This is a genomic window from Bacillus sp. SIMBA_031 (assembly GCF_046535225.1).
Taxonomy (GTDB): Bacteria; Bacillota; Bacilli; order Bacillales; family Bacillaceae; genus Bacillus; species Bacillus velezensis.
On the sequence record NZ_JAWRXC010000006.1, the window covers coordinates 167,768 to 188,190 of the forward strand.

A 20,423-nucleotide genomic window follows, 5' to 3' on the forward strand; every position below is an offset into this window, starting at 1 on the left:
CCGCTTCTTCATATGATGTAAAGAAAGGAGTGTCGGTATGAAAACGGATTGGTGGAAAACGGCGGCCGTCTATCAAATTTATCCCCGAAGTTTTATGGATTCGAACGGGGACGGAATCGGCGACATGAACGGCATCAGAGCAAAGCTTCATTACATAAAAGAGTTGGGGGCGGATGTGATCTGGCTTTGTCCCGTTTTTGACTCGCCGGGCGCGGACAACGGCTACGATATTCGGAATTATAAACAAATTGCCGGCGAATTCGGGACGATGGAGGATTTTGACCGGCTCCTTGCAGATGTCCATGCGCTCGGCATGAAGCTAATTATAGATCTCGTCATCAACCATACAAGCGATGAGCACCCTTGGTTTATCGAATCACGCTCAGCGAAAGATTCCGAAAAACGGGACTGGTACATCTGGAGAGACGGAAAAAACGGCAAAGAGCCAAACAATTGGGAAAGCATTTTCGGCGGATCAGCGTGGGAATATGATCAAGAGACCGGCCAGTATTACCTGCACCTGTTTGACAAAAAACAGCCTGATTTAAATTGGGAAAACGAAGCGATGAGGCAGTCCGTTTATGAGATGGTCCGGTGGTGGCTTGATAAAGGCATAGACGGCTTCCGGGTGGATGCCATTTCTCACATTAAGAAAAAAGAAGGGCTCCCTGACATGCCGAACCCGGACGGTCTCCCGTACGTTCCGTCTTCCCCGTACCATATGAATGGGGAAGGCATAATAGATTTCTTAAAAGAGCTGAAACGGGAAACATTTTCGCGCTATCCGATCATGACGGTCGGCGAGGCGAACGGAGTGGCGGCTTGGGAGGCGGCTGATTGGGCCGGTGAAGAAAACGGCATCTTTCAAATGATTTTTCAATTTGAACATCTCGGCCTCTGGGATACGGAAGATGATCAAAGCATCTCCATTCCGGCGCTTAAGCGCGTCTTGTCCGGCTGGCAGAACAGTCTTGAAGGAAAGGGCTGGAACGCGTTGTTTATGGAGAACCACGATCAGCCCCGTTCCGTCTCGGTATGGGGTGACGAACGGTTTTTGACAGAAAGCGCCAAGGCACTCGCCGCAATGTATATGCTGATGAAAGGCACGCCGTTTATTTACCAGGGACAGGAGCTCGGGATGACCAATGTTTCGTTTCCATCCATTGAAGATTATGATGACGCCGCAATGAAATATTTGTATGAAAAAGAGACGTCCCGCGGCGTTCCGCATGAAAAAGTGATGAAGATCATCTGGAAGAAGGGCCGGGATAATTCACGGACACCGATGCAATGGAGCGGTGAGGCGAACGGCGGGTTTTCTGATGCTTCTCCGTGGCTCGGAGTGAATCCGAACCACACATGGCTGAATGCTGCATCACAAATGCAGGATGAAACATCCGTATACCATTTCTACAAACGGCTGCTCGCCCTCAGAAAAGAACACGGCGTATTGATCAGCGGCACATACGAATTGCTGCTTCCGAATGACCGGCAGATTTATGCCTATCTAAGAAAAAACGGAACAAAAACCGCCCTGATCATCACAAATCTGTCCCGAACCCCCGCTTTATACAGGCATCCCGGTTATCCGCTTGACTCCGATTCTCTCGTGCTTGCAAACGCGGAGACAGAAGCGCACCGCCATGTGACATCCTTTCTTTTAAAGCCTTATGAGGCCCGCGTATATATATGGTGAAAAACTTCAGTCCCGAGGCTGAAGTTTTTTGTGATCTGCGTTTATCATCGCGATCCGACAGGAAAAGACAAATACAGAAACGAATATGGGAAAGGAAGAGAAAAAGAAAGGAGGCATTTATATGCTGAAAAAATTGCAGATTCAAACAAACAGACGGGATGAAATGATCGACATCACACATGAAGCCGAAGCGTTTCTCCGCGAAACAGGCGTGAAAAACGGTTTGGCGCTCATATACTGTCCCCATACAACCGCCGGCATTACCATAAATGAAAATGCCGATCCGGATGTGAAGAGGGATATGCTCAGAAGGTTTGATGAAATGTATCCGTGGGAGCACGAACTGGACCGGCATATGGAGGGAAATACGGCGGCACATATGAAAGCGAGTACAACCGGCGCCTCCCAGCATGTCATCATAGAAGACGGGCGCCTGATACTCGGAACATGGCAGGGCGTTTATTTTTGCGAATTTGACGGTCCGCGAAACAGAACATGTTATATCAAAATACAGGCTGAACCGGAGGAAAACACAAATGAGTGAGTGGATGAGTGCATTATCATTAACAAAGCCCGTCATTCAGGCGCCGATGGCCGGCGGGCTGGTCACGCCGTGTCTGGCTTCGGCGGTATCAAATGAAGGGGCGCTCGGAAGCCTTGCTTCAGGATACGTCAGCCCGCAAGCGCTTGAAAAACAGCTTATCGAGATGAAAGAGCTGACGGACCGCTCCTTTCAAGTAAATCTTTTCGTCCCGGAAGAAAGGCAGATGCCTGAGGCGGAACTGGTTGAAAAATGGAAAGCCCGCATTCCGAGGGCAAAAGACGCCAAGCCGTTCTCTGATCTGAAAGAAGAATGGAATGATTTTGAGGAAAAAGCGGAGCTTCTGATCCGTTACGGAGTCAAAGCGTGTTCATTCACCTTCGGCCTGCCGCCGGAAGAAACGGCGGAAAAGCTGAAGAAAAGCGGTTGTTTCCTTTTCGGCACGGCGACAACGCCGGAGGAAGCGAAGGCTTTTGAAGAACGGGGGATGGACGCCGTTATCCTTCAGGGAATAGAAGCCGGCGGACATCGCGGGTCGTTTCTGCCGGTTAAAGGAGAACCGGCTCTCGGCCTTATGGCGCTGATTCCGCAGGCTAAAGACGCGCTGAATATCCCGGTGATTGCGGCAGGCGGCATTTTTGACCGCCGCGGCGTGCAGGCGGCCCGATGTTTGGGTGCGGACGGCGTTCAAGTAGGAACACCGTTTCTCCTTTGTGAAGAAAGCAGCGCCTCACCGGCATATCAAAAAGCCATTGCCGAATCAAAAGGAGCCGACACGCGGCTGACCACCCTGTTTTCGGGAAAACAGGCGCGGGGAATCGTGAATCAGTTCATGAAAACATATGAAGCTGACGAGGGAAATACACTGCCTTATCCGCTGCATAATACGCTGACAAAGCCGATGCGCGGGCACGCGGCTCAATCAGGAGACGCGGAGTATATGTCTTTATGGGCCGGCCAGTCCGCCGCGAAACTTGAAGGGCCGACAGACGTGAAAACCGTTTTGGACAGATTGTGCGAATCATAATCCAGAAATCGTGAGGTGATGGATGATGAAGATTCTTCAAATGTCCTATAAAAAAAGAGGGACTATTGAGTTTGTCTTTGAAGATTTTCCGCATTCTAAAGTCACCATGGCGCCGATTAAAGGGTATTACTTTGTCCGCGCCATTAAATGGAGCCGACGGGACAGAGCTGTCACCCGACATGATTTAGAGAAGTTTGAATGGGCTGCAAACCAAGCGCTCGGCACGACGGCTTTTTACCGGAAAAGAAAAGCATTCCGCATCCCATCGTCACAATGACAGACGATGGGATTGTTTTAATGCATGATCTGATAAAGCGCGGGTGCATCAAGCCTTGTTGCCTGGTTAAGCAGATAAGCCGGCTGCACGGCATTTTTTTTTCTTAAAGAATTCAATCTCTGGATGATTTGTTCAGCGGTCAGAATCCCGAGACCGTGGGCGAAATATTGATCATTCCCCATCACAATGACATTCTCTCCCCGCCACTGAGCCTTTGCAGGATTAAAATCAGGATTTTTAAAATATAAACAATCTCCCCGTAAAAAGTGACTGCCGGTTTCCGTGTAGATCGGCAGATGCTCATAGTGCCAGTCATACAAAGTGATATCCCGGAAACGCCGGTTAAACCGTTCTTCACCGATTGTCTTTAAGACGGCCAGATAATAAATCACAACAATGGCGGTAGCGCATTCAAATGCGTAAAACGCCCCGTTTTCAATAATGTCCCGAATCGCTTTTGAAGCGGGGATTCTGTACTTCAGCTCCAAGGCTCCTTCCGGCGTCACTCTCCAATAAGCCGTATTTCCGTATGTTTTGGCGAAAGTTGCAAATTTCACACCTGATCCGTGCAGTTCTCTTGCGGCTTCCACAATATGGCGGCGCAGCCGCACCTCGAACATCAGTTCAGCAATCGACCCGTAATCGAATTGTACGGGAGAATTGAGCAGTTCATTTATATATGGAACAAGGCTTTCTTCCGTCTGCCAGTTCGCGATGTCCTGAGGCCGAAGCACTTGGCCGGATATGATAATCATCTGCGCGCCCCCTATCTTTTTTTATAAGATATGCAGGAAGCTTGGGCAATGAAAATCAAGTCATAAAAAAGGAGGAAATGTTAACAAAATGTGAAGACTGAGCCGATATATAAGGTATCACACTTGAGGGAGCAGCTTAATATGAAAAAATTCATCAATTGGTGCACAAAGGCATCGATTTCACGTAAATTAATCATTTCATTTATCGTGATCTTAATCATACCGATTCTCGTGTTAGAATTCAGTTCATACCATACGGCGAGCAATTCGCTGGATGATCAGATTTCAGGCAACGCGAAAAATAACATCGAATCTTTTAACACAACGATTACAAATGATATCGGCGCAAAAGCAAAGGCGATTGAATTTTTCAGTGAAACGTTAAAAGGGTCATCCTTCTCAAAGAAAAACATGTCTGCTCTTGAAGAAAAGTTCGGGCAATACACGTCTATTCATAAGGACGTAGCCCGCATTTACGGAGGAACGGAAGACGGCAGCTATGCACAGGCGCCGAAGGAGAATACTCCGGCCGATTACGATCCGAGAACACGCACTTGGTATAAAGACGCTGTGAAGGCTGGCGGCACGCTCGTTGTCACCGACCCTTACACCGCGGCAAGCGACGGCAGCATGGTCGTCACCGTGGCAAAGCAGATGCAGGACGGAACAGGCGTAGTGGCCATGGATATTACGATTGACCAGCTGCTGAAGCAGATGCAGGGAATCAAAATCGGACAAAAAGGCTTCGTGTTTATCACGTCCAAAAATAAAACCTATGTCGCGCATAAAGACCACAAACCGGGCGATAAAGTTTCAACCCCGTGGCTGAATGAGGTATACAGCAAAGACAGCGGCATTATTTCATACAAGCTCGATGATCAAAATAAAAAAATGGCGTTTACGACAAATAAACTGACCGGATGGAAAATAGAGGGGAGCATGGAGCTCAACGAAATTAAAGACGCCTCACAACCGGTGCTGACGATGGGAATGATCGTCCTTGCAGCATCCATTATCATCGGGGGAATTTTAATTCTGTTCATTGTCAGATCCATTACGTCACCGCTGAAACGGCTTGTCCGCTCTTCTAAACAAATCAGCGGCGGAGACTTGACTGAAACCATTGATATCCGCTCGAAAGATGAATTGGGCGAACTCGGCGCGAGCTTTAATGAAATGGGAGAATCTCTGCGCGGACTGATCAGCGCGATCCAAAACTCTGTCGACAACGTGGCCGCGTCATCGGAAGAGCTGACCGCTTCAGCTTCGCAGACAAGCAAAGCGACGGAACATATTACAATGGCGATTGAGCAGTTTTCAAACGGAAACGAAGAGCAAAGCGAAAAAGTCGATTCAAGCTCAGCCAAGCTGAATCATATAAATGACGGACTCGCCGCCGTTTCCCGCACATCATCATCCATTACGGAAGCATCTAAACAATCGAAGGAAGCTGCCGGCACCGGGGAAGAATATGTGCAGCAAACAGTCGGGCAGATGAATCTCATCAATCAATCGGTCCAGCAGGCGGAAGCGGTTGTAAAAGGCCTTGAGGCCAAATCAAAAGACATCACTCATATTTTAAGAGTCATCAACGGTATTGCCGATCAGACAAACCTGCTTGCGTTAAATGCAGCCATTGAAGCGGCAAGAGCCGGTGAATACGGGCGGGGCTTCTCAGTGGTCGCGGAAGAAGTGCGCAAGCTTGCCGTCCAATCCGCCGGGTCTGCCAAAGAGATTGAAAAACTCATTCAGGAAATCACGGCTGAGATTAATACATCGCTTCACATGTTCACCTCCGTTAATGAAGAAGTTCAATCCGGACTTGCCGTAACGGACCGCACGAAAGAAAGCTTCCAGAATATCTTCGGCATGACAAACGATATTGCCGAGAAGCTTCAATCGATGAACGGCACGGTTGAACAGCTGTCAGACAGCTCTCAGCACGTTTCAGCCGCGGTGACCGATATTGCGGACGTATCGCGGGAAAGCGCAGCAAGCATTCAGGATATTGCCGCATCCGCAGAAGAACAGCTTGCATCAATGGAAGAAATCAGCACATCCGCCGATACTTTGGCGCAAATGGCCGAAGAACTGCGGGAATTAACGAAACAATTTAAAATCAACTAGTAAAAAAGGACGCTTTCCGGATGGAAGGCGTCTTTTTTTATAGTGACATCCGGATAATTAAATAAAAAGTCTTGCATACAAAGGGAGTACATAGAACTATTTTTCATTTATGACTTAATTTTCAATGTAATAAAAAGGGAGTCGGCCGATATAAACAGTAAATGATTGAAAGAGGTTTACAAAATTGAAAAAAACAGCAAAAAAAATCGCCAGAAAATCAATAGCAAAAAAACTTATCATTTCATTTTTACTGATCTTAATTATTCCGGTAGCAGTATTGGCTGCCGGCGCCTACCGTTCGGCGGCTTCATCCGTTGAAAAGCAAATGATGGAAAGCGCCGAAGGAAATGTGCAAATCTTAAACAATATGATTGATGACCGGATCGGAATGTTTACAAAAAGCTCAGCATATTTCAGCGAATGGGCGACAAGCGCCAAATTTAAAGAAAAAAACCAAACGGAAATGCAAGAAAGGTTCAAGCAGTTTATTGAAAGCAATGATAAAGCGTCCGCCGTATTTTCAAGCAGCAAGGAAGGAACGTTTACCCGTTATCCGCATGCCGATATGCCGGCCGATTTCAACCCGCTTGAAAGAAGCTGGTATCAGGAAGCCATGGAGAATAAAGGCCAAACCATCATCACAGACCCTTATGAGTCCATCTCAAACAAAAAGATGGTCGTCACTATGGCCCGCGCGGCGCAAGACGGATCAGGCGTCGTCGCCATTGATATAAAAATCGACGATCTCATCACGATGACAAAAGAAGTGAACATCGGAAAAGAAGGATATGCCTTTATCCTCAGCAATAATAAAAAAGCCGTTGCCTACAGTGATGAAAAAGCCGGCTCGGCGGTATCGGGAAAATGGGTTGATACATTATACAGCGGGCAAAAAGGCGACTATGAATATACGCTGAACGGGAAAGCGAAAAAAATGGCGTACGTGACCAATGAAGCGACGGGCTGGAAGATCAGCGGAACCATGTCCGTGGATGAAATCAAGGATGCGGCAAGACCGGTTCTGACTCTGGCCGTTATCATATTGGCGATAGCCATTGCCGCAGGAATGATTTTCATTTATTTTGTCATCCGCTCAATTACCAAACCGTTAAAACGTCTCGTAGCTTCAGCGGAAAAAATCAGCAGCGGAGATCTGACGGAAACCATTGATGTCAGCTCTAAAGATGAGCTGGGCGTGCTCGGTAAAAGTTTTAATCATATGACAGATTCACTCCGTTCGCTTATTCAGGGAATTCAGGACTCTGTTGAACATGTCGCTTCTTCCTCAGAGGAGCTGACGGCTTCGGCTGAGCAGACGAGCAAAGCAACGGAACATATCACCCTTGCGATTGAACAGTTTTCTAATGGAACGGAAGACCAAAGTGAGAGTATTGATAAAGCGACAGCCCAAGTGAATGAGATGAAAGACGGGCTCAGCGATCTGGCGGAAGCGGCAGCCGTGGTGACGGAAACGTCAATTGAATCGGCGGAGATATCCGGCGCCGGTGAGCGGCTTGTCAAGAAAACAGCCGGCCAGATGGGCGCCATTGACCAATCCGTAAGTAAAGCGGAGCAAGTCGTACAAGGGCTTGAACTCAAATCGCAGGACATCACCAGCATTTTGCGCGTCATTAACGGCATTGCCGATCAAACGAATCTCCTTGCTTTAAATGCAGCCATTGAAGCGGCAAGAGCGGGAGAATACGGACGCGGTTTTTCAGTCGTTGCGGAAGAAGTGAGAAAGCTTGCCGTCCAATCTGCCGATTCAGCGAAAGAAATCGAATCCTTAATTCATGAAATCGTCAAAGAAATTCATACTTCGCTCGGAATGCTGGAATCCGTCAATCACGAGGTGAAAAGCGGACTTCAGTTAACGGACGAAACGGAAAAAAGCTTCCGGGACATTTCCGTTAAAACAAATCAGATTGCCGGTGAACTGCAAAATATGAATGCAACCGTGGAACAGCTTTCTGCCGGATCTCAGGAAGTATCAAACGCTTCAGAGGATATCGCGGCCGTCTCCAGACAAAGCGCGGCCGGCATTCAGGACATCGCGGCTTCAGCTGAAGAGCAGCTTGCGTCCATGGAGGAGATCAGTTCCTCCGCCGTCACGCTGGAAAAAATGGCGGAAGAATTACGCGAACTGACAAAGCGTTTTAAGATAAACTCTTAATTAAGTCTAAAAGACTAATTTAACAATAGGTAAAAAGTATGTTTCGTTATATTTCTTCTTTTTGGATGTGTATATTTACCCATAATTGCCGATATGAAGGGTAAACACGCAAGAGGAGATATAGCAGATGAAAAAAATTGTGCAAATCATCAAGCAGAGATCACTTACAAGAAAACTGCTCATTTCTTTTTTGGCCATTCTCATTCTTCCTATTTCAACGCTGGCTTTTATCGCCTATCAATCGGCGGTAAGCACGCTTGACAGGCAGATGATGGGAAGCGCACTAGATAATGTGCAGCAGATTAACGATATGATCAACACAAGCATCAGCCAAAAGGAAGACGGAACGGCATATTTCAGCGATTGGCTCACAAAGGATCGGTACAAGCCGAAAAACCAATCGCAAATTACCGATAAATTCACAGAGTACATGAAGATCAATAAAGACGTGGAATCCATCTATACGAGTGACACGGAAGGACATTTCACACGGTATCCGGATCTGCAGATGCCTAAAGGATATAATCCGATTGAAAGAGACTGGTATAAAAAGGCCGTGGAAAATAAGGGGAAAGTTGTTGTAACAGATCCTTACCGCACGGCTTCCACCAATACGATGGTCGTGACGGTCGTTCAGCAGACGAAAGACGGCTCAGGAGTCGTCGCCATCAATATGAAAATCGATGAGCTTCTGAAAACGACGAAGAAAGTGAACATCGGAAAATCCGGCTACGCTTTTATCCTGACGAAAGACAAAAAAGTGGTCGCCCACCCGAACCGCACATCAGGCACAGTATTAAACGGGGAGTGGGCTGAACAGCTGTTCACCAGCAAAAAAGGTGATTTTCAATACAAATACGACGGCCAGGAAAAGAAAATGGCTTATGATACAAACGGGCTGACAGGCTGGAAGATTACCGGAACGATGTATCTGGACGAAATTCATGAAGCGGCCCTGCCGATCCTTCATCTGTCCCTGCTCGTTCTCGTATTAGCGATTGTGATCGGAACCATCGTCATGGTACTGATTATCCGTTCAATCACAAAACCGCTCAAGCAGCTTGTGACATCATCGAAACAGATCAGTGAAGGCGATTTAACAGAAACGATCGAGATTCAGTCAAAAGATGAATTAGGTGAGCTTGGCAAAAGCTTTAACAATATGGCCGCTTCTCTCAGGTCTCTCATCCATGCCATCCAGGATTCCGTGAATAACGTCGCATCTTCCTCAGAGGAGCTGACGGCTTCAGCGGAGCAGACAAGCAAGGCAACCGAACATATCACACTGGCGATCGAACAATTTTCTAACGGAAATGAAAGCCAAAGTGAAAATATTGAAAGCGCGGCGGAACATATTTACCAAATGAACAGCGGGCTTAAAGATATGGCGAAAGCATCTGCCGTTATTACCGAATCCTCCGCCACATCAGCGGAAGTCGCCAATTCAGGCGGAAAGCTCGTCCACCAGACGGTCGGCCAAATGAACGTCATTGACCGGTCAGTGAAAGAAGCTGAACAAGTGGTGCGCGGACTTGAAACAAAATCAAAAGACATTACAAACATTCTCCGTGTCATTAACGGAATCGCTGATCAGACAAACCTTCTTGCGCTGAACGCGGCAATTGAAGCCGCGCGTGCGGGTGAATACGGCCGGGGCTTCTCAGTCGTCGCCGAAGAGGTCAGAAAACTTGCGGTCCAGTCTGCCGATTCAGCGAAAGAAATCGAAAGCTTAATTATAGAAATCGTCAACGAAATCAATACATCTCTCGGCATGTTCCAATCCGTCAACAAAGAGGTGGAGAGCGGACTGGATATTACGAATCAGACCGAAACGAGCTTCAAACGGATTTCTGAAATGACGAACCAGATCGCCGGAGAAATTCAAAATATGAATGCGACGGTAGAACAGCTGACAGCAGGATCTCAGCAGATTTCAGGAGCTTCTGAGCAAATCGCGTCCATCGCAAAAGAAAGCTCCGCCAGCATTCAGGATATCGCGGCCTCCGCCGAAGAACAGCTGGCTTCAATGGAAGAAATCAGTTCGTCTTCGGAAACGTTATCCCAAATGGCGGAAGAATTACGTGATATGACGAAACGATTTAAAATAGATTAATAGGTCATAGAACACCCAAATGTGCTGTTTGGGTGTTTTTTTTAGTTTTTTTAATAAATCTTTTGTCCTATCTGACGATATTAGATTTAGCTTTTCAAAGAAGGAGACTGAAAAAATGAAACAACTGATACATTGGATCAAACAGCCATCCATCAGCAAGCCGCTGATCGCGGCATTTTTAGCCGTATTGGTTCTTCCGGTCGGCATACTCGCCTACTTCAGCTACCAAACGGCGGGGAGTACATTAGAAAGCGAACTGACCCACAGCGCCCAGGGAAATGTCAGCGAACTGAACAGCGTGCTGGAAAACATGCTCGAAGGCAAGCTGAAAGCGATTGACTACTACAGCGAATCAATCACTAAGGAAAAATTGAATACGAAAAATAAATCCGCACTGCTTGAAAATATGAAGCAGTATGTCACCGTAAATGACGATGTTACGTCAATTTACGCCGCGTCTCGCGACAAAGCGTTCGTGAAATATCCGTCCGTTGACATGCCGTCCGATTATAATCCGCTCACGCGCGAGTGGTATACCAAAGCGGTTGAAAAAAGCGGACAGCCGGTGTTTACCGAGCCTTATAAAGACGCTGCAACCGGACAGACGGTCGTTACGATTGCCCAGCAGACAAAAGACGGATCAGGCGTTGTGGCGCTTGATATTAATCTGGGCGACCTGCTGAACGCTTCCGAACGCGTCCAGATCGGTCATAAAGGATTTGCCTTCATTACAACGGGAGATAAAAAATACATCGCCCATCCGACTATAAAAGCGGGAACGGAAGGCTCCGGAGAGTGGACGAAAGAAGTGTTTTCCAAATCAAGCGGATCGTTTGAATACATGTTTGAAGGACAGCAGAAGAAAATGGCCTTCACGACAAACAAACTGACGGGCTGGAAAATCGCCGGCACATTTTTTGTCAGTGAGATCCATGACGCAGCCTCGCCTGTCATGAAAATGGCGCTGATCATCCTGGCGGTTTCTCTTATCGTCGGCGGTATTTTAATCTTTTTTATCATTCGCTCGATTGCAAAACCGCTCAAAAAACTTGTTTCGACATCAGCTAAAATCAGTGACGGCGATTTAACGGAAGTCATTGATATCAAGTCAAAAAATGAATTCGGGCAGCTCAGCCAAAGCTTCAATGAGATGTCGGCCTCACTCCGGTCTGTCATCGGCGTCATCCAATCATCCGTCGAACATGTCGCTTCTTCATCCGAAGAGCTGACGGCATCCGCCGGACAGACAAGCAAGGCGACAGAGCATATTACACTGGCGATTGAACAATTCTCAAACGGAAACGAATCACAAAGTGAGAAATTAGAAGAAAGTGCTGATCATCTTTCCCAAATGAATGCCGGCATTGCCGAGACGGCGAATGTATCGGCGGAAATCACTGAATCCGCCATCCAAACCTCTGAAACGGCCGGAAGCGGAGAAGAATTAGTGGCGAAAACGGTAGGCCAGATGAAAACAATTGATCGTTCCGTACAGCAGGCGGAAGCGGTCGTAAAAGGGCTGGAAACGAAGTCGCACGACATTAAGAGCATTCTCAACGTCATTAACGGCATTGCCGATCAAACAAATCTGCTTGCCTTAAACGCTGCCATTGAAGCGGCCAGAGCAGGCGAATACGGGCGGGGCTTCTCCGTCGTTGCGGAAGAAGTGAGGAAGCTTGCCGTACAATCAGCCGGCTCCGCGAAGGAAATCGAAACGCTGATTCAGGAAATCGTCAAAGAAATCGCCACATCGCTTTCCGTATTCCAAGCGGTGAATCAAGATGTGAAGGAAGGCCTCGATATTACGGATCAAACGGCCGAAAGCTTCAAAAAAATCTCAGAAATGACGACTCAGATTTCAGGCGCCTTGCAGCATATGAACGGAACGCTTGAGAAGCTTGCAGCCGGGTCACAAAATGTGACAAACGCGGTGGAGGACATTACCTCAGTCGCCAAAGAAGGGTCCGCCGGCATTCAAGACATCGCCGCCTCAGCTGAAGAGCAGCTGGCCTCCATGGAAGAAATCAGTTCATCCGCCGAAACGCTTGCGCATATGGCTGAAGAACTGCAGCAGGTCACACGGAAATTTACGATTCAGTCTGAAGACGAAGAACAGCTGTAGCGAGCTGTTTCTTTTCCTCATCTGAAAAAAGCGATACACTAGTATAAAAGAAGGGAGTGGCAGTGATGAGATTAGAAGGCAAAAAAGTCATAGCGCTTGTCAGTGACGATTTTGAAGACTTAGAGCTTTGGTATCCCGTCTACCGTCTGAGAGAGGAAGGCGCGATCGTTCATTTAATAGGAGAAGAAGCGGGCCGTTCATACAAAGGAAAATACGGCGTGCCCGCGACGGCGGATTACGATTTTAAGAGCCTGATTATTCAGGAGTATGACGCCGTGCTCGTGCCTGGCGGCTGGGCTCCTGACAAACTGCGAAGATATCCCGAAGTTTTGGACATCATCCGTACGATGAACGAGCAGAAAAAGCCGATCGGCCAGATCTGTCATGCGGGCTGGGTGCTCATATCTGCCGGAATTCTCGCAGGAAAAAAAGTAACGAGCACGCCCGGCATCAAAGACGACATGACAAATGCAGGGGCACAGTGGCTGGATGAAGCAGTCGTAACTGACGGCCACATTGTATCAAGCCGTCGCCCGCCCGACCTTCCGCAGTATGCAAAAGCGTTTGCTGACCTGTTAGCGTCCAAATAAAAAACATCCGCCCGAATCCGGGCGGATGTTTTTAGTTTTGATCGGCGGGAAAGACAATTCCGATTTGTTTTCTCGCTTCTTCCATAATGCTTGCCGTAATGAAAGAACGTTCAAATGTATTTTCGGAAGACTCCCGCTGTCCGTTTCGAAGAAGATTGATGAATTCAGCCGTTTCGTAGTACATCGACGGTTTCAGATCAGGGACTGAAATGTCTTCCGTCCGGCCGTCACGATAGCGGATTTCCGCCCGTTCCGGTCCGTGAATGCTGTCCAGCACGATCGTGCCGTCCTCACCCTGAATTTCCGCCGGGGCAAACGAATTTGAGATTTTCGAATGCATCAGCACCGCTTCAAATCCGTCGTATGACAGAATGACCGTGCCTTCGCCGTCAACGCCGGATGCTAGTTTATGACCGGTCGCAATGACGTTTTTCGGTTTGCCGAACAGGACGACGGCCGGATAAATGCAGTACACGCCGATGTCCATTAACGAACCGTTCGATAATTCAGGCTTAAACGCGTTTAGCACCGTACCGTTCTTATATGCATCATATCGTGATGAATATTGGCAGTAGCTTGCCGTGAATCTCCTGACGGGTCCGATTTTATGTAAGTGGTTTTGAAGCATGCTGAAGTTCGGCAGGAACGTTGTTTTCATGGCTTCCATCAAGAGAACGCCGTTCGTTTTGGCTGCGTGAATCATTTCATCCGTTTCCCTTGCGTTAGACGCAAACGGTTTTTCGCACAGTACATGCTTGCCGTGTTCCATAAAAAGGACCGCCTGCTCTTTGTGAAATGCATTCGGGCTGGCGAGATACACCGCGTCATAGGCTTCGCTTTCCGCCATTTCTTTCAGGCTGGTGAAATAATGAGAAGCGCCGTGTTTGCCGGCGAATTCCGCCGCACGTTCCTCAGTTCTGGAATAAACCGCCGTTAATTGAAAATCATCAATAGCAGAAGCTGCCTCCAGAAATCGTTCTGTAATCCAATTCGTTCCGACTGCTGCAAATCGAATCATTGCTATCGCTCCTTCTATGTATTGGCTTACATTATAGCTTTTTTTCTGAGAAACATAAATGGAAAAAAGGCTGGCAGCTAAAGAGATAGGAAAAATTCCCATAGAGACCGGTTATTATTTTTCATTACAGGAACGATAGTGTACAATTTAAGTAAAATACATATGATGGAGGAACAATAGTGGAAACATTGCAAACATGGGGCGGCAGATTTAAACAGTTTTTCTTAGACAATAAATTTGTCTTGTTTTTGCTTGTATTGCTGCTCATCGGTCTCAATATCCTTGTCTTTATGAAGACATCATTTATTTTCACACCCATTATCGTCCTGCTCAAAACGATTGCGCTCCCCGTCATTTTGACAGGAATCGTTTATTATCTGCTTAATCCGATCGTAGATATATTGGAAAAAATAAGAGTGAAAAGAGTCTATTCCATCCTGCTCCTTTACCTCATTATTATAGGGCTGATTACGATTACGGTCGTTTCAATTATTCCGTTTTTAAAGGAACAGATCATGAGCCTGATCGACAATCTGCCGAAATATGTGGATATTGTTGAAGATCAGACGAAAAGCCTGATCGGAAGCGATTTTGTAAATCAGGCGCAAAAGACGATGAATATCAACATTTCCGATCTTGCTAATAAAGTATCGGCGCAGGCGGCGACAATTGCAAACAGCACATTTACCGGGGTCGGGAATTTTATCGGCGCGCTGACGGAAGTAATTATTTCAATTGTGACCGTGCCGTTTATTCTGTTCTATTTGCTGAAAGACGGCAAAAAACTGCCAATCTATATCTTAAAGTTTGTGCCCACCCGTCTGAAAGAACAAACGTATACGATGCTTAGTGAAATGAACCACAGATTAAGCTCCTATATCAGAGGACAGGTCATCGTCAGCTTCTGCATCGGGTTTTTATTATTTATCGGCTATCTGATTATCGGACTTGATTATGCTTCCCTGCTTGCGGTCATTGCCGCTTGTACGAGCGTTGTTCCGTATTTAGGGCCGACCATTGCCATCACGCCGGCGATTATTATCGCGTTGGTCACTTCGCCCCTTATGCTGCTGAAGCTTGCGATTGTCTGGACCGTTGTCCAGCTCGTGGAAGGGAAATTAATTTCTCCGCAGATCATGGGGAAAAATCTTCACATTCACCCGATTACCATCATCTTTGTTCTTTTAACCGCCGGAAAGCTGTTCGGGGTTGTCGGCATTATTTTAGCCATCCCGGGGTATGCGGTCATCAAAGTGGTCACGACCCATCTGTTTGATTGGTTCAAAATGCGTTCGCATTTATATGAAGAAGAAAAAAATGATGCTGTATCGAAGTCATAAAATCGGAACGGACATGATATTTATTATAAGACAGGCTTTCCTTCAGGGGAGAGCTTCTCTTTTGTAAATGATGAATGAAGGGAAGAATGGGATGACACTATGGGAGATGTTCACAGCAGCCGTTTTGGGAATCGTGGAAGGGCTGACGGAGTACGCGCCGGTTTCTTCCACGGGACATATGATCATAGCGGATGACATCTGGCTGAAATCCGGAAGCCTGATGAATCCGGAAGCCGCCAACTCCTTCAAAGTGGTGATTCAGCTCGGTTCGATTCTGGCGGTGGCCATTGTGTTTAAGGATCGGATATTACATTTACTCGGCCTCAAAAAAAACGTCACGCGCGATCAGCAGAAGGGATACAGGCTGACCATCGCGCAAATCGCCGTCGGTCTTGTTCCGGCAGCGGTGCTCGGCTTTTTATTTGAGGATTTCATTGACCGCTATTTATTCTCCGTCAGAACGGTCGCTTACGGATTAATTGCCGGAGCCGTGCTTATGCTTGTAGCGGACTGGATCAATAAAAGGAAAGAAACGATCGATACGGTGGACAGAATCACCTACAAACAGGCTTTCTGTGTCGGATTATTCCAGTGTCTCGCCTTATGGCCCGGATTTTCCCGCTCAGGCTCAACGATTGCCGGAGGTGTCATTGTCGGCTTGAATCACCGGGCAGCCGCAGACTTCACATTTATTATGGCTATTCCGATTATGGCGGGCGCAAGCCTTCTGAAGCTGGTGAAATACTGGAGCAGTCTTTCTTATGACATGATTCCGTTTTTTCTTGTCGGCTTTATCTGCGCCTTTGTCGTCGCCCTCTTAGTCGTCAAGTTTTTTCTTCGGCTTATTAACCGGATTAAGCTTGTCCCGTTCGCCATTTACCGTGTCATCCTCGGCATCATTTTAATCATGCTCGTCAGATAAACGAAGAGGCCCCCGGAGGGTCTTCTTTTTATGTTCGAAAAACGTCTCAGTAAAATATGAGCAAACTGAATTTTCTGCTTGAAATTCAAAGAAGACTCGTCTATAATAAAACATGACGTTACAGCACGGGGCCATAGCTCAGCTGGGAGAGCGCTACGCTGGCAGCGTAGAGGTCAGGGGTTCGAGCCCCCTTGGCTCCATACCTTTAAACCCTTATTCTATAAATAAGGGTTTTTTTGTTTTTTCATCTTCTGCGGCAGCCTCTATATTCTGCTTCATTTCTAACAATTGAAAATAAAGGAAAGAGAGAAAATGAAAAAGAAAATCTATCTTATATTATCTCTGTCAGCTGCACTGGCGCTTTTTTTGACAGCGCTTCCGCCTCTTTCTCCTGTCATCTTCACGTCTGCTTCAGAAAAAGGAGCCATCAGGCATGACATTTATAAAAAAGGATATCCGTATCAAAGCTACTTTGCGATTCTTCAAAAAGAAGAAGGCGGCGGAGAGGCCGGGAACCTTTATTATGTAAATTGGTTCAATTGGAAAGATGAAACCGGACAGACGCCGCACGTATGTTATTCAAAAAAATCGTCCGAAGGCGGGTACAAAGTAAGCTGCGGAACCGGACCGTAATGATTAAGAGCCCCTCTCCAATGAGGGGCTCTTTCTGTCGAGCTGAATGCCGCTCTGGCTCTCCGTTTAATATCCCCAATATAACGGCGTATCATAATGCCGATACGGATCATTCGGATAATGCGTATTTGGCTGATAAGGCTTATTCATATCATGAATACCCGTGTTTTCAGTCTGACCGCAGTATTTATCGGGACCTATCACAGTTGATTGCCGGATCGGTGAAACGGCTTTTTCCCACTCATGCTCATTCAGACAGTACGTATGCGCCATGATCTCAGGCGGCGTCAGACGGAGAATATCCGAGCCGTATATCACTTCAGGCGAAGGGGCGTCAAATATGGCCAAAAGGTGGGTTTTGTCTGAAGTGGCGACTTCATAATGCCACCACCCCTGCGGAACATTCGCCACTTGTCCTGAAGAGATCGGATAATTCCGTATTTTCTGGGTGAACGGATTCAGCATCGACACCACCGCGGAACCCGAAATACAGTACACCAATTCAGCGGCGTTTTGATGGGTATGCGGTTCAATCACATTTGTTTTGCTCAGAAAGATATCTAATAATGAAATATTTTCAAGCGTGTTTAACTGTTTAATCCCCAATACATTGATAAAGTTTCGAGCATCTTTCGTAAAAAAACGGCTCTCATTCACATTATAAGTGAACTGTGTATTCGGAGACGTGTAATCGATATCGGAAACCATGCACTCCCCCGCTTTCATCTTTAAACGTATATTCCCAAATATATGTGTCCCTGTTTCACCGGGTGATAAAAAAAGGAGGTGAAATCCATAAATTCCAAATCCAATACAATATTGTGACGACTTTTTTAAAGATTCATTTTCAATATATCTTTTATTCGAAATATCTCTTACTATAAAGATATATTGAAAATACATCTTTAGAAGGGTTGAGGATTAACATGCTGGATGAGAGAACAATAGACATCATCAAAAGCACAGTACCCGTATTGAAAACACATGGAGAAAACATCACCGGACGCTTTTATAACCTGATGTTTCAAGATCATCCCGAACTGTTAAATATGTTTAACCAAACGAACCAAAAGAAACAGACTCAGCGCGCAGCATTGGCAAATGCAGTCATTGCGGCTGCGGCGAATATTGATCAATTAGAACAAATCATTCCGGCGGTCAGACAGATCGGCCATAAACACACAAGCATCGGTGTAAAACCGGAACATTATCCGATTGTCGGAAAGTATCTGCTTCTGGCAATTAAGGATGTGCTGCAGGATGCCGCAACTTCTGAGATTATGCAGGCATGGGAAAAAGCCTACGGTGTTATTGCTGAGGCTTTCATCGGCATTGAAAAAGACATGTACAATGAAGCCGGATGGCAGGGGTATAAAGAATTTACGGTTATACAGAAAACGAAAGAAAGCAAAGATATTACATCATTTTATATCAAACCGAGTGACGGTTCTTCGCTTCCTGGATTTGAAGCGGGACAATATATCAGCATTAAAGTGCGGATTGCGGATTCTCCTTATACGCACATTCGCCAATACAGCCTGTCTGATGCTTCTCAAAAAGGGGCATATCGGATTTCTGTGAAAAAGGACGGAGCGGTTTCTTCTCATCTCCACAATGAAGTTCAAGAGGGAGATAAACTTGAAGTCAGCGCACCCGCCGGGGATTTCAAGCTGTCTTCTTCCGAAAAACCGGTTGTTCTTATCAGTGCCGGCTCCGGAATCACGCCGATGATGAGCATGCTGAAAACAGCCGCCGAAAAACAGCCGGAGCGTTCCGTTACTTTTATTCATGCCGCGAAAAACGGAGAATACGCCGCGTTCCGCAAAGAGGCTGAACAAGCTGCGGAGAATCATCCGGATATTAACGTCATTTATGTATACAGTGAACCGGCAGAACAAGACCGCTCAGGAGACAAGCCTTTTTACAGCGGCCGGATTGATCAAACCTTCCTGGAGCAGCTTCATCTGAATCAAGATGCTGAATTTTACTTGTGCGGATCAGCGCAGTTTATGACGCAAATGAAAGACATGATTCTTGCACTCGGGTTTGACTCTGATTCCGTTCAATATGAATTGTTCGGCCCTCAGCTGAGCATGGCATAACAAAAAAGACTCCTCAAAGAGGAGTCTTTTTTATTTGCACAATGTGTTCTTTCTCCGTCTTTTTCCCTATTTTATTGAAATTTTCATCAATGACCAGTAAAATTATAAATCTAGTGATTCCGGAATTAAAGGAAGGTTGATATGAAAAAGAAAGCAAAGACCAAAAGGGTGCTTGGGTGCCTTTTTGCTGTATCTCTTATATTCGGATTATTTCTGGTATCAATGGTGTTTTCGAAATTCATAGTGACGGAAGAAAAACCGCCTGAAGAGGTGGACGAGCAGCAGGTCTTTATTGACAGCCTTTCCGGGCATGCTCAAATTTTATATGAGAAATATCATGTCCTTCCGAGCATCACCCTCGCACAGGCCATTCTCGAATCGGACTGGGGGAACAGTGAGCTTGCGGGGAAAGCGCGCAACCTGTTCGGTGTAAAAGGTGATTATAAAGGAAAACACGTCACGATGAAAACGGATGAATTTGAAAAAGGAAAACGAAAAACGATTCGGGCAAAATTCCGTAAATACAGCACGTTTTTTGAATCAATGGATGACCATGCCAAATTATTTGTCAACGGAACGTCTTGGAATAAAAAGAAGTATAAGCCTGTCATTGAAGCGGACAATTATAAAACTGCGGCGGCTGCCCTTCAAAAATCCGGCTACGCCACAGACCCCGGCTATGCTGAAAAAATTAAAGATGTCATAGAAACCTATAACCTGAATGAATATGACAAAATCAATGCCTCTCTTAAAGCAGTTGATATGAAAGGCGCCATCAAAGACCACGCCATTGAAGACGTGTGGTCGAAGCCGTCAAAAGAGCGGCATTCTATAAAACTGGCATCGGCGCAAAAGTTTACCGGCCAGCATATTAAAGTCGTATCTGAAAAACAAAACGGAGAATCCGTCTGGTACCAAATTCAAGTGAAAGATGAGTTGATCGGCTGGGTTGACCAAACCGCCGTCCAGTTAAGTGAAGAAACATAA

At 46.4% G+C, this 20,423-nt stretch carries 17 protein-coding genes and 1 tRNA gene; 15 read left to right on the top strand and 3 right to left on the bottom strand.

The annotated features are described in order from the left end of the window. Window positions 1-37: 37 nt before the first annotated feature. From SB724_RS15895 to SB724_RS15910, 4 genes are all read left to right on the top strand, one after another. A complete protein-coding gene (locus SB724_RS15895) occupies window positions 38-1,696 on the top strand; it encodes a glycoside hydrolase family 13 protein (RefSeq protein WP_410571859.1) in 1,659 nt (552 codons plus the stop codon). A 121-nt stretch (window positions 1,697-1,817) separates the two neighbouring features. Then, complete coding sequence (locus SB724_RS15900; RefSeq protein WP_007613358.1) at window positions 1,818-2,240, top strand: secondary thiamine-phosphate synthase enzyme YjbQ; 423 nt, start codon at window positions 1,818-1,820, stop codon at window positions 2,238-2,240. Continuing rightward, a complete protein-coding gene (locus tag SB724_RS15905; RefSeq protein WP_038459625.1) occupies window positions 2,233-3,264 on the top strand; it encodes a nitronate monooxygenase in 1,032 nt (343 codons plus the stop codon). The genes SB724_RS15900 and SB724_RS15905 overlap by 8 nt, the downstream gene beginning before the upstream one ends. A 25-nt stretch (window positions 3,265-3,289) precedes the next feature. Beyond that, a complete protein-coding gene (locus SB724_RS15910; protein WP_007408636.1) occupies window positions 3,290-3,541 on the top strand; it encodes a hypothetical protein in 252 nt (83 codons plus the stop codon). A 17-nt stretch (window positions 3,542-3,558) separates the two neighbouring features. Here the strand turns inward: SB724_RS15910 and SB724_RS15915 are convergent, their stop codons facing one another. Beyond that, entirely contained in the window at window positions 3,559-4,296 is a 738-nt protein-coding gene (locus SB724_RS15915) for a protein-glutamine gamma-glutamyltransferase (protein WP_007408635.1), read from the bottom strand. 141 nt (window positions 4,297-4,437) lie between these two features. Between SB724_RS15915 and SB724_RS15920 the strand changes: the two genes are divergently transcribed. From SB724_RS15920 to SB724_RS15940, 5 genes are all read left to right on the top strand, one after another. Beyond that, window positions 4,438-6,423 carry a methyl-accepting chemotaxis protein gene (locus SB724_RS15920; protein ID WP_032876993.1) on the top strand — a complete coding sequence of 662 codons (1,986 nt, stop codon included), beginning with the start codon at window positions 4,438-4,440 and terminating at the stop codon, window positions 6,421-6,423. A gap of 184 nt (window positions 6,424-6,607) precedes the next feature. Continuing rightward, window positions 6,608-8,596, top strand: coding sequence for a methyl-accepting chemotaxis protein (locus SB724_RS15925; RefSeq protein ID WP_410571862.1), 1,989 nt, complete (start codon window positions 6,608-6,610; stop codon window positions 8,594-8,596). A gap of 127 nt (window positions 8,597-8,723) precedes the next feature. After that, window positions 8,724-10,709 (top strand): methyl-accepting chemotaxis protein, encoded by a 1,986-nt coding sequence (locus tag SB724_RS15930; RefSeq protein WP_038459619.1) that lies wholly within the window; start codon window positions 8,724-8,726, stop codon window positions 10,707-10,709. A gap of 115 nt (window positions 10,710-10,824) precedes the next feature. Continuing rightward, on the top strand, window positions 10,825-12,831 hold the full coding sequence (locus SB724_RS15935) for a methyl-accepting chemotaxis protein (protein ID WP_410571864.1): 2,007 nt from the start codon (window positions 10,825-10,827) through the stop codon (window positions 12,829-12,831). A gap of 65 nt (window positions 12,832-12,896) precedes the next feature. Further along, entirely contained in the window at window positions 12,897-13,421 is a 525-nt protein-coding gene (locus tag SB724_RS15940) for a type 1 glutamine amidotransferase domain-containing protein (RefSeq protein ID WP_003152143.1), read from the top strand. Between the two features lie 31 nt (window positions 13,422-13,452). Here SB724_RS15940 and SB724_RS15945 read toward each other — a convergent pair whose 3' ends face one another. Continuing rightward, the gene (locus SB724_RS15945; protein ID WP_265973181.1) at window positions 13,453-14,439 is read right to left on the bottom strand and encodes a Gfo/Idh/MocA family protein; all 987 of its coding nucleotides are present in this window, start codon (window positions 14,437-14,439) and stop codon (window positions 13,453-13,455) included. Window positions 14,440-14,618: 179 nt separating this feature from the next. Here SB724_RS15945 and SB724_RS15950 point away from each other — a divergent pair, with 179 nt between their 5' ends. The 4 genes from SB724_RS15950 to SB724_RS15965 all read left to right on the top strand — a co-directional run bounded on the left by SB724_RS15950 (window position 14,619) and on the right by SB724_RS15965 (window position 17,334). After that, the gene (locus SB724_RS15950; protein ID WP_007613339.1) at window positions 14,619-15,779 is read left to right on the top strand and encodes an AI-2E family transporter; all 1,161 of its coding nucleotides are present in this window, start codon (window positions 14,619-14,621) and stop codon (window positions 15,777-15,779) included. Between the two features lie 91 nt (window positions 15,780-15,870). Beyond that, window positions 15,871-16,701, top strand: coding sequence for an undecaprenyl-diphosphate phosphatase (locus SB724_RS15955; protein WP_045209168.1), 831 nt, complete (start codon window positions 15,871-15,873; stop codon window positions 16,699-16,701). 127 nt (window positions 16,702-16,828) lie between these two features. After that, window positions 16,829-16,901 (top strand) — tRNA-Ala (locus tag SB724_RS15960). 112 nt (window positions 16,902-17,013) lie between these two features. Further along, entirely contained in the window at window positions 17,014-17,334 is a 321-nt protein-coding gene (locus tag SB724_RS15965) for a hypothetical protein (RefSeq protein WP_265973211.1), read from the top strand. A gap of 66 nt (window positions 17,335-17,400) precedes the next feature. Here SB724_RS15965 and SB724_RS15970 read toward each other — a convergent pair whose 3' ends face one another. Then, window positions 17,401-18,042: a cupin domain-containing protein gene (locus SB724_RS15970; protein WP_044801724.1), complete on the bottom strand. Its 642-nt coding sequence runs from the start codon at window positions 18,040-18,042 to the stop codon at window positions 17,401-17,403. 218 nt (window positions 18,043-18,260) lie between these two features. Here SB724_RS15970 and hmpA point away from each other — a divergent pair, with 218 nt between their 5' ends. Both hmpA and SB724_RS15980 read left to right on the top strand, forming a co-directional pair. Beyond that, entirely contained in the window at window positions 18,261-19,436 is a 1,176-nt protein-coding gene (gene hmpA, locus SB724_RS15975) for an NO-inducible flavohemoprotein (protein ID WP_265973212.1), read from the top strand. A 141-nt stretch (window positions 19,437-19,577) separates the two neighbouring features. Then, the gene (locus SB724_RS15980; RefSeq protein ID WP_014418724.1) at window positions 19,578-20,423 is read left to right on the top strand and encodes a glucosaminidase domain-containing protein; all 846 of its coding nucleotides are present in this window, start codon (window positions 19,578-19,580) and stop codon (window positions 20,421-20,423) included.

Excerpts from the sequence above, each read along its gene's own strand:
- SB724_RS15895 (WP_410571859.1), top strand. The coding sequence starts at position 38 with ATGAAAACGGATTGGTGGAAAACGGCGGCCGTCTATCAAATTTATCCC.
- SB724_RS15900 (WP_007613358.1), top strand. The coding sequence starts at position 1,818 with ATGCTGAAAAAATTGCAGATTCAAACAAACAGACGGGATGAAATGATC.
- SB724_RS15905 (WP_038459625.1), top strand. The coding sequence starts at position 2,233 with ATGAGTGAGTGGATGAGTGCATTATCATTAACAAAGCCCGTCATTCAG.
- SB724_RS15910 (WP_007408636.1), top strand. The coding sequence starts at position 3,290 with ATGAAGATTCTTCAAATGTCCTATAAAAAAAGAGGGACTATTGAGTTT.
- SB724_RS15915 (WP_007408635.1), bottom strand. The coding sequence starts at position 4,296 with ATGATTATCATATCCGGCCAAGTGCTTCGGCCTCAGGACATCGCGAAC.
- SB724_RS15920 (WP_032876993.1), top strand. The coding sequence starts at position 4,438 with ATGAAAAAATTCATCAATTGGTGCACAAAGGCATCGATTTCACGTAAA.
- SB724_RS15930 (WP_038459619.1), top strand. The coding sequence starts at position 8,724 with ATGAAAAAAATTGTGCAAATCATCAAGCAGAGATCACTTACAAGAAAA.
- SB724_RS15935 (WP_410571864.1), top strand. The coding sequence starts at position 10,825 with ATGAAACAACTGATACATTGGATCAAACAGCCATCCATCAGCAAGCCG.
- SB724_RS15940 (WP_003152143.1), top strand. The coding sequence starts at position 12,897 with ATGAGATTAGAAGGCAAAAAAGTCATAGCGCTTGTCAGTGACGATTTT.
- SB724_RS15945 (WP_265973181.1), bottom strand. The coding sequence starts at position 14,439 with ATGATTCGATTTGCAGCAGTCGGAACGAATTGGATTACAGAACGATTT.
- SB724_RS15955 (WP_045209168.1), top strand. The coding sequence starts at position 15,871 with ATGACACTATGGGAGATGTTCACAGCAGCCGTTTTGGGAATCGTGGAA.
- SB724_RS15965 (WP_265973211.1), top strand. The coding sequence starts at position 17,014 with ATGAAAAAGAAAATCTATCTTATATTATCTCTGTCAGCTGCACTGGCG.
- SB724_RS15970 (WP_044801724.1), bottom strand. The coding sequence starts at position 18,042 with ATGGTTTCCGATATCGATTACACGTCTCCGAATACACAGTTCACTTAT.
- hmpA (WP_265973212.1), top strand. The coding sequence starts at position 18,261 with ATGCTGGATGAGAGAACAATAGACATCATCAAAAGCACAGTACCCGTA.
- SB724_RS15980 (WP_014418724.1), top strand. The coding sequence starts at position 19,578 with ATGAAAAAGAAAGCAAAGACCAAAAGGGTGCTTGGGTGCCTTTTTGCT.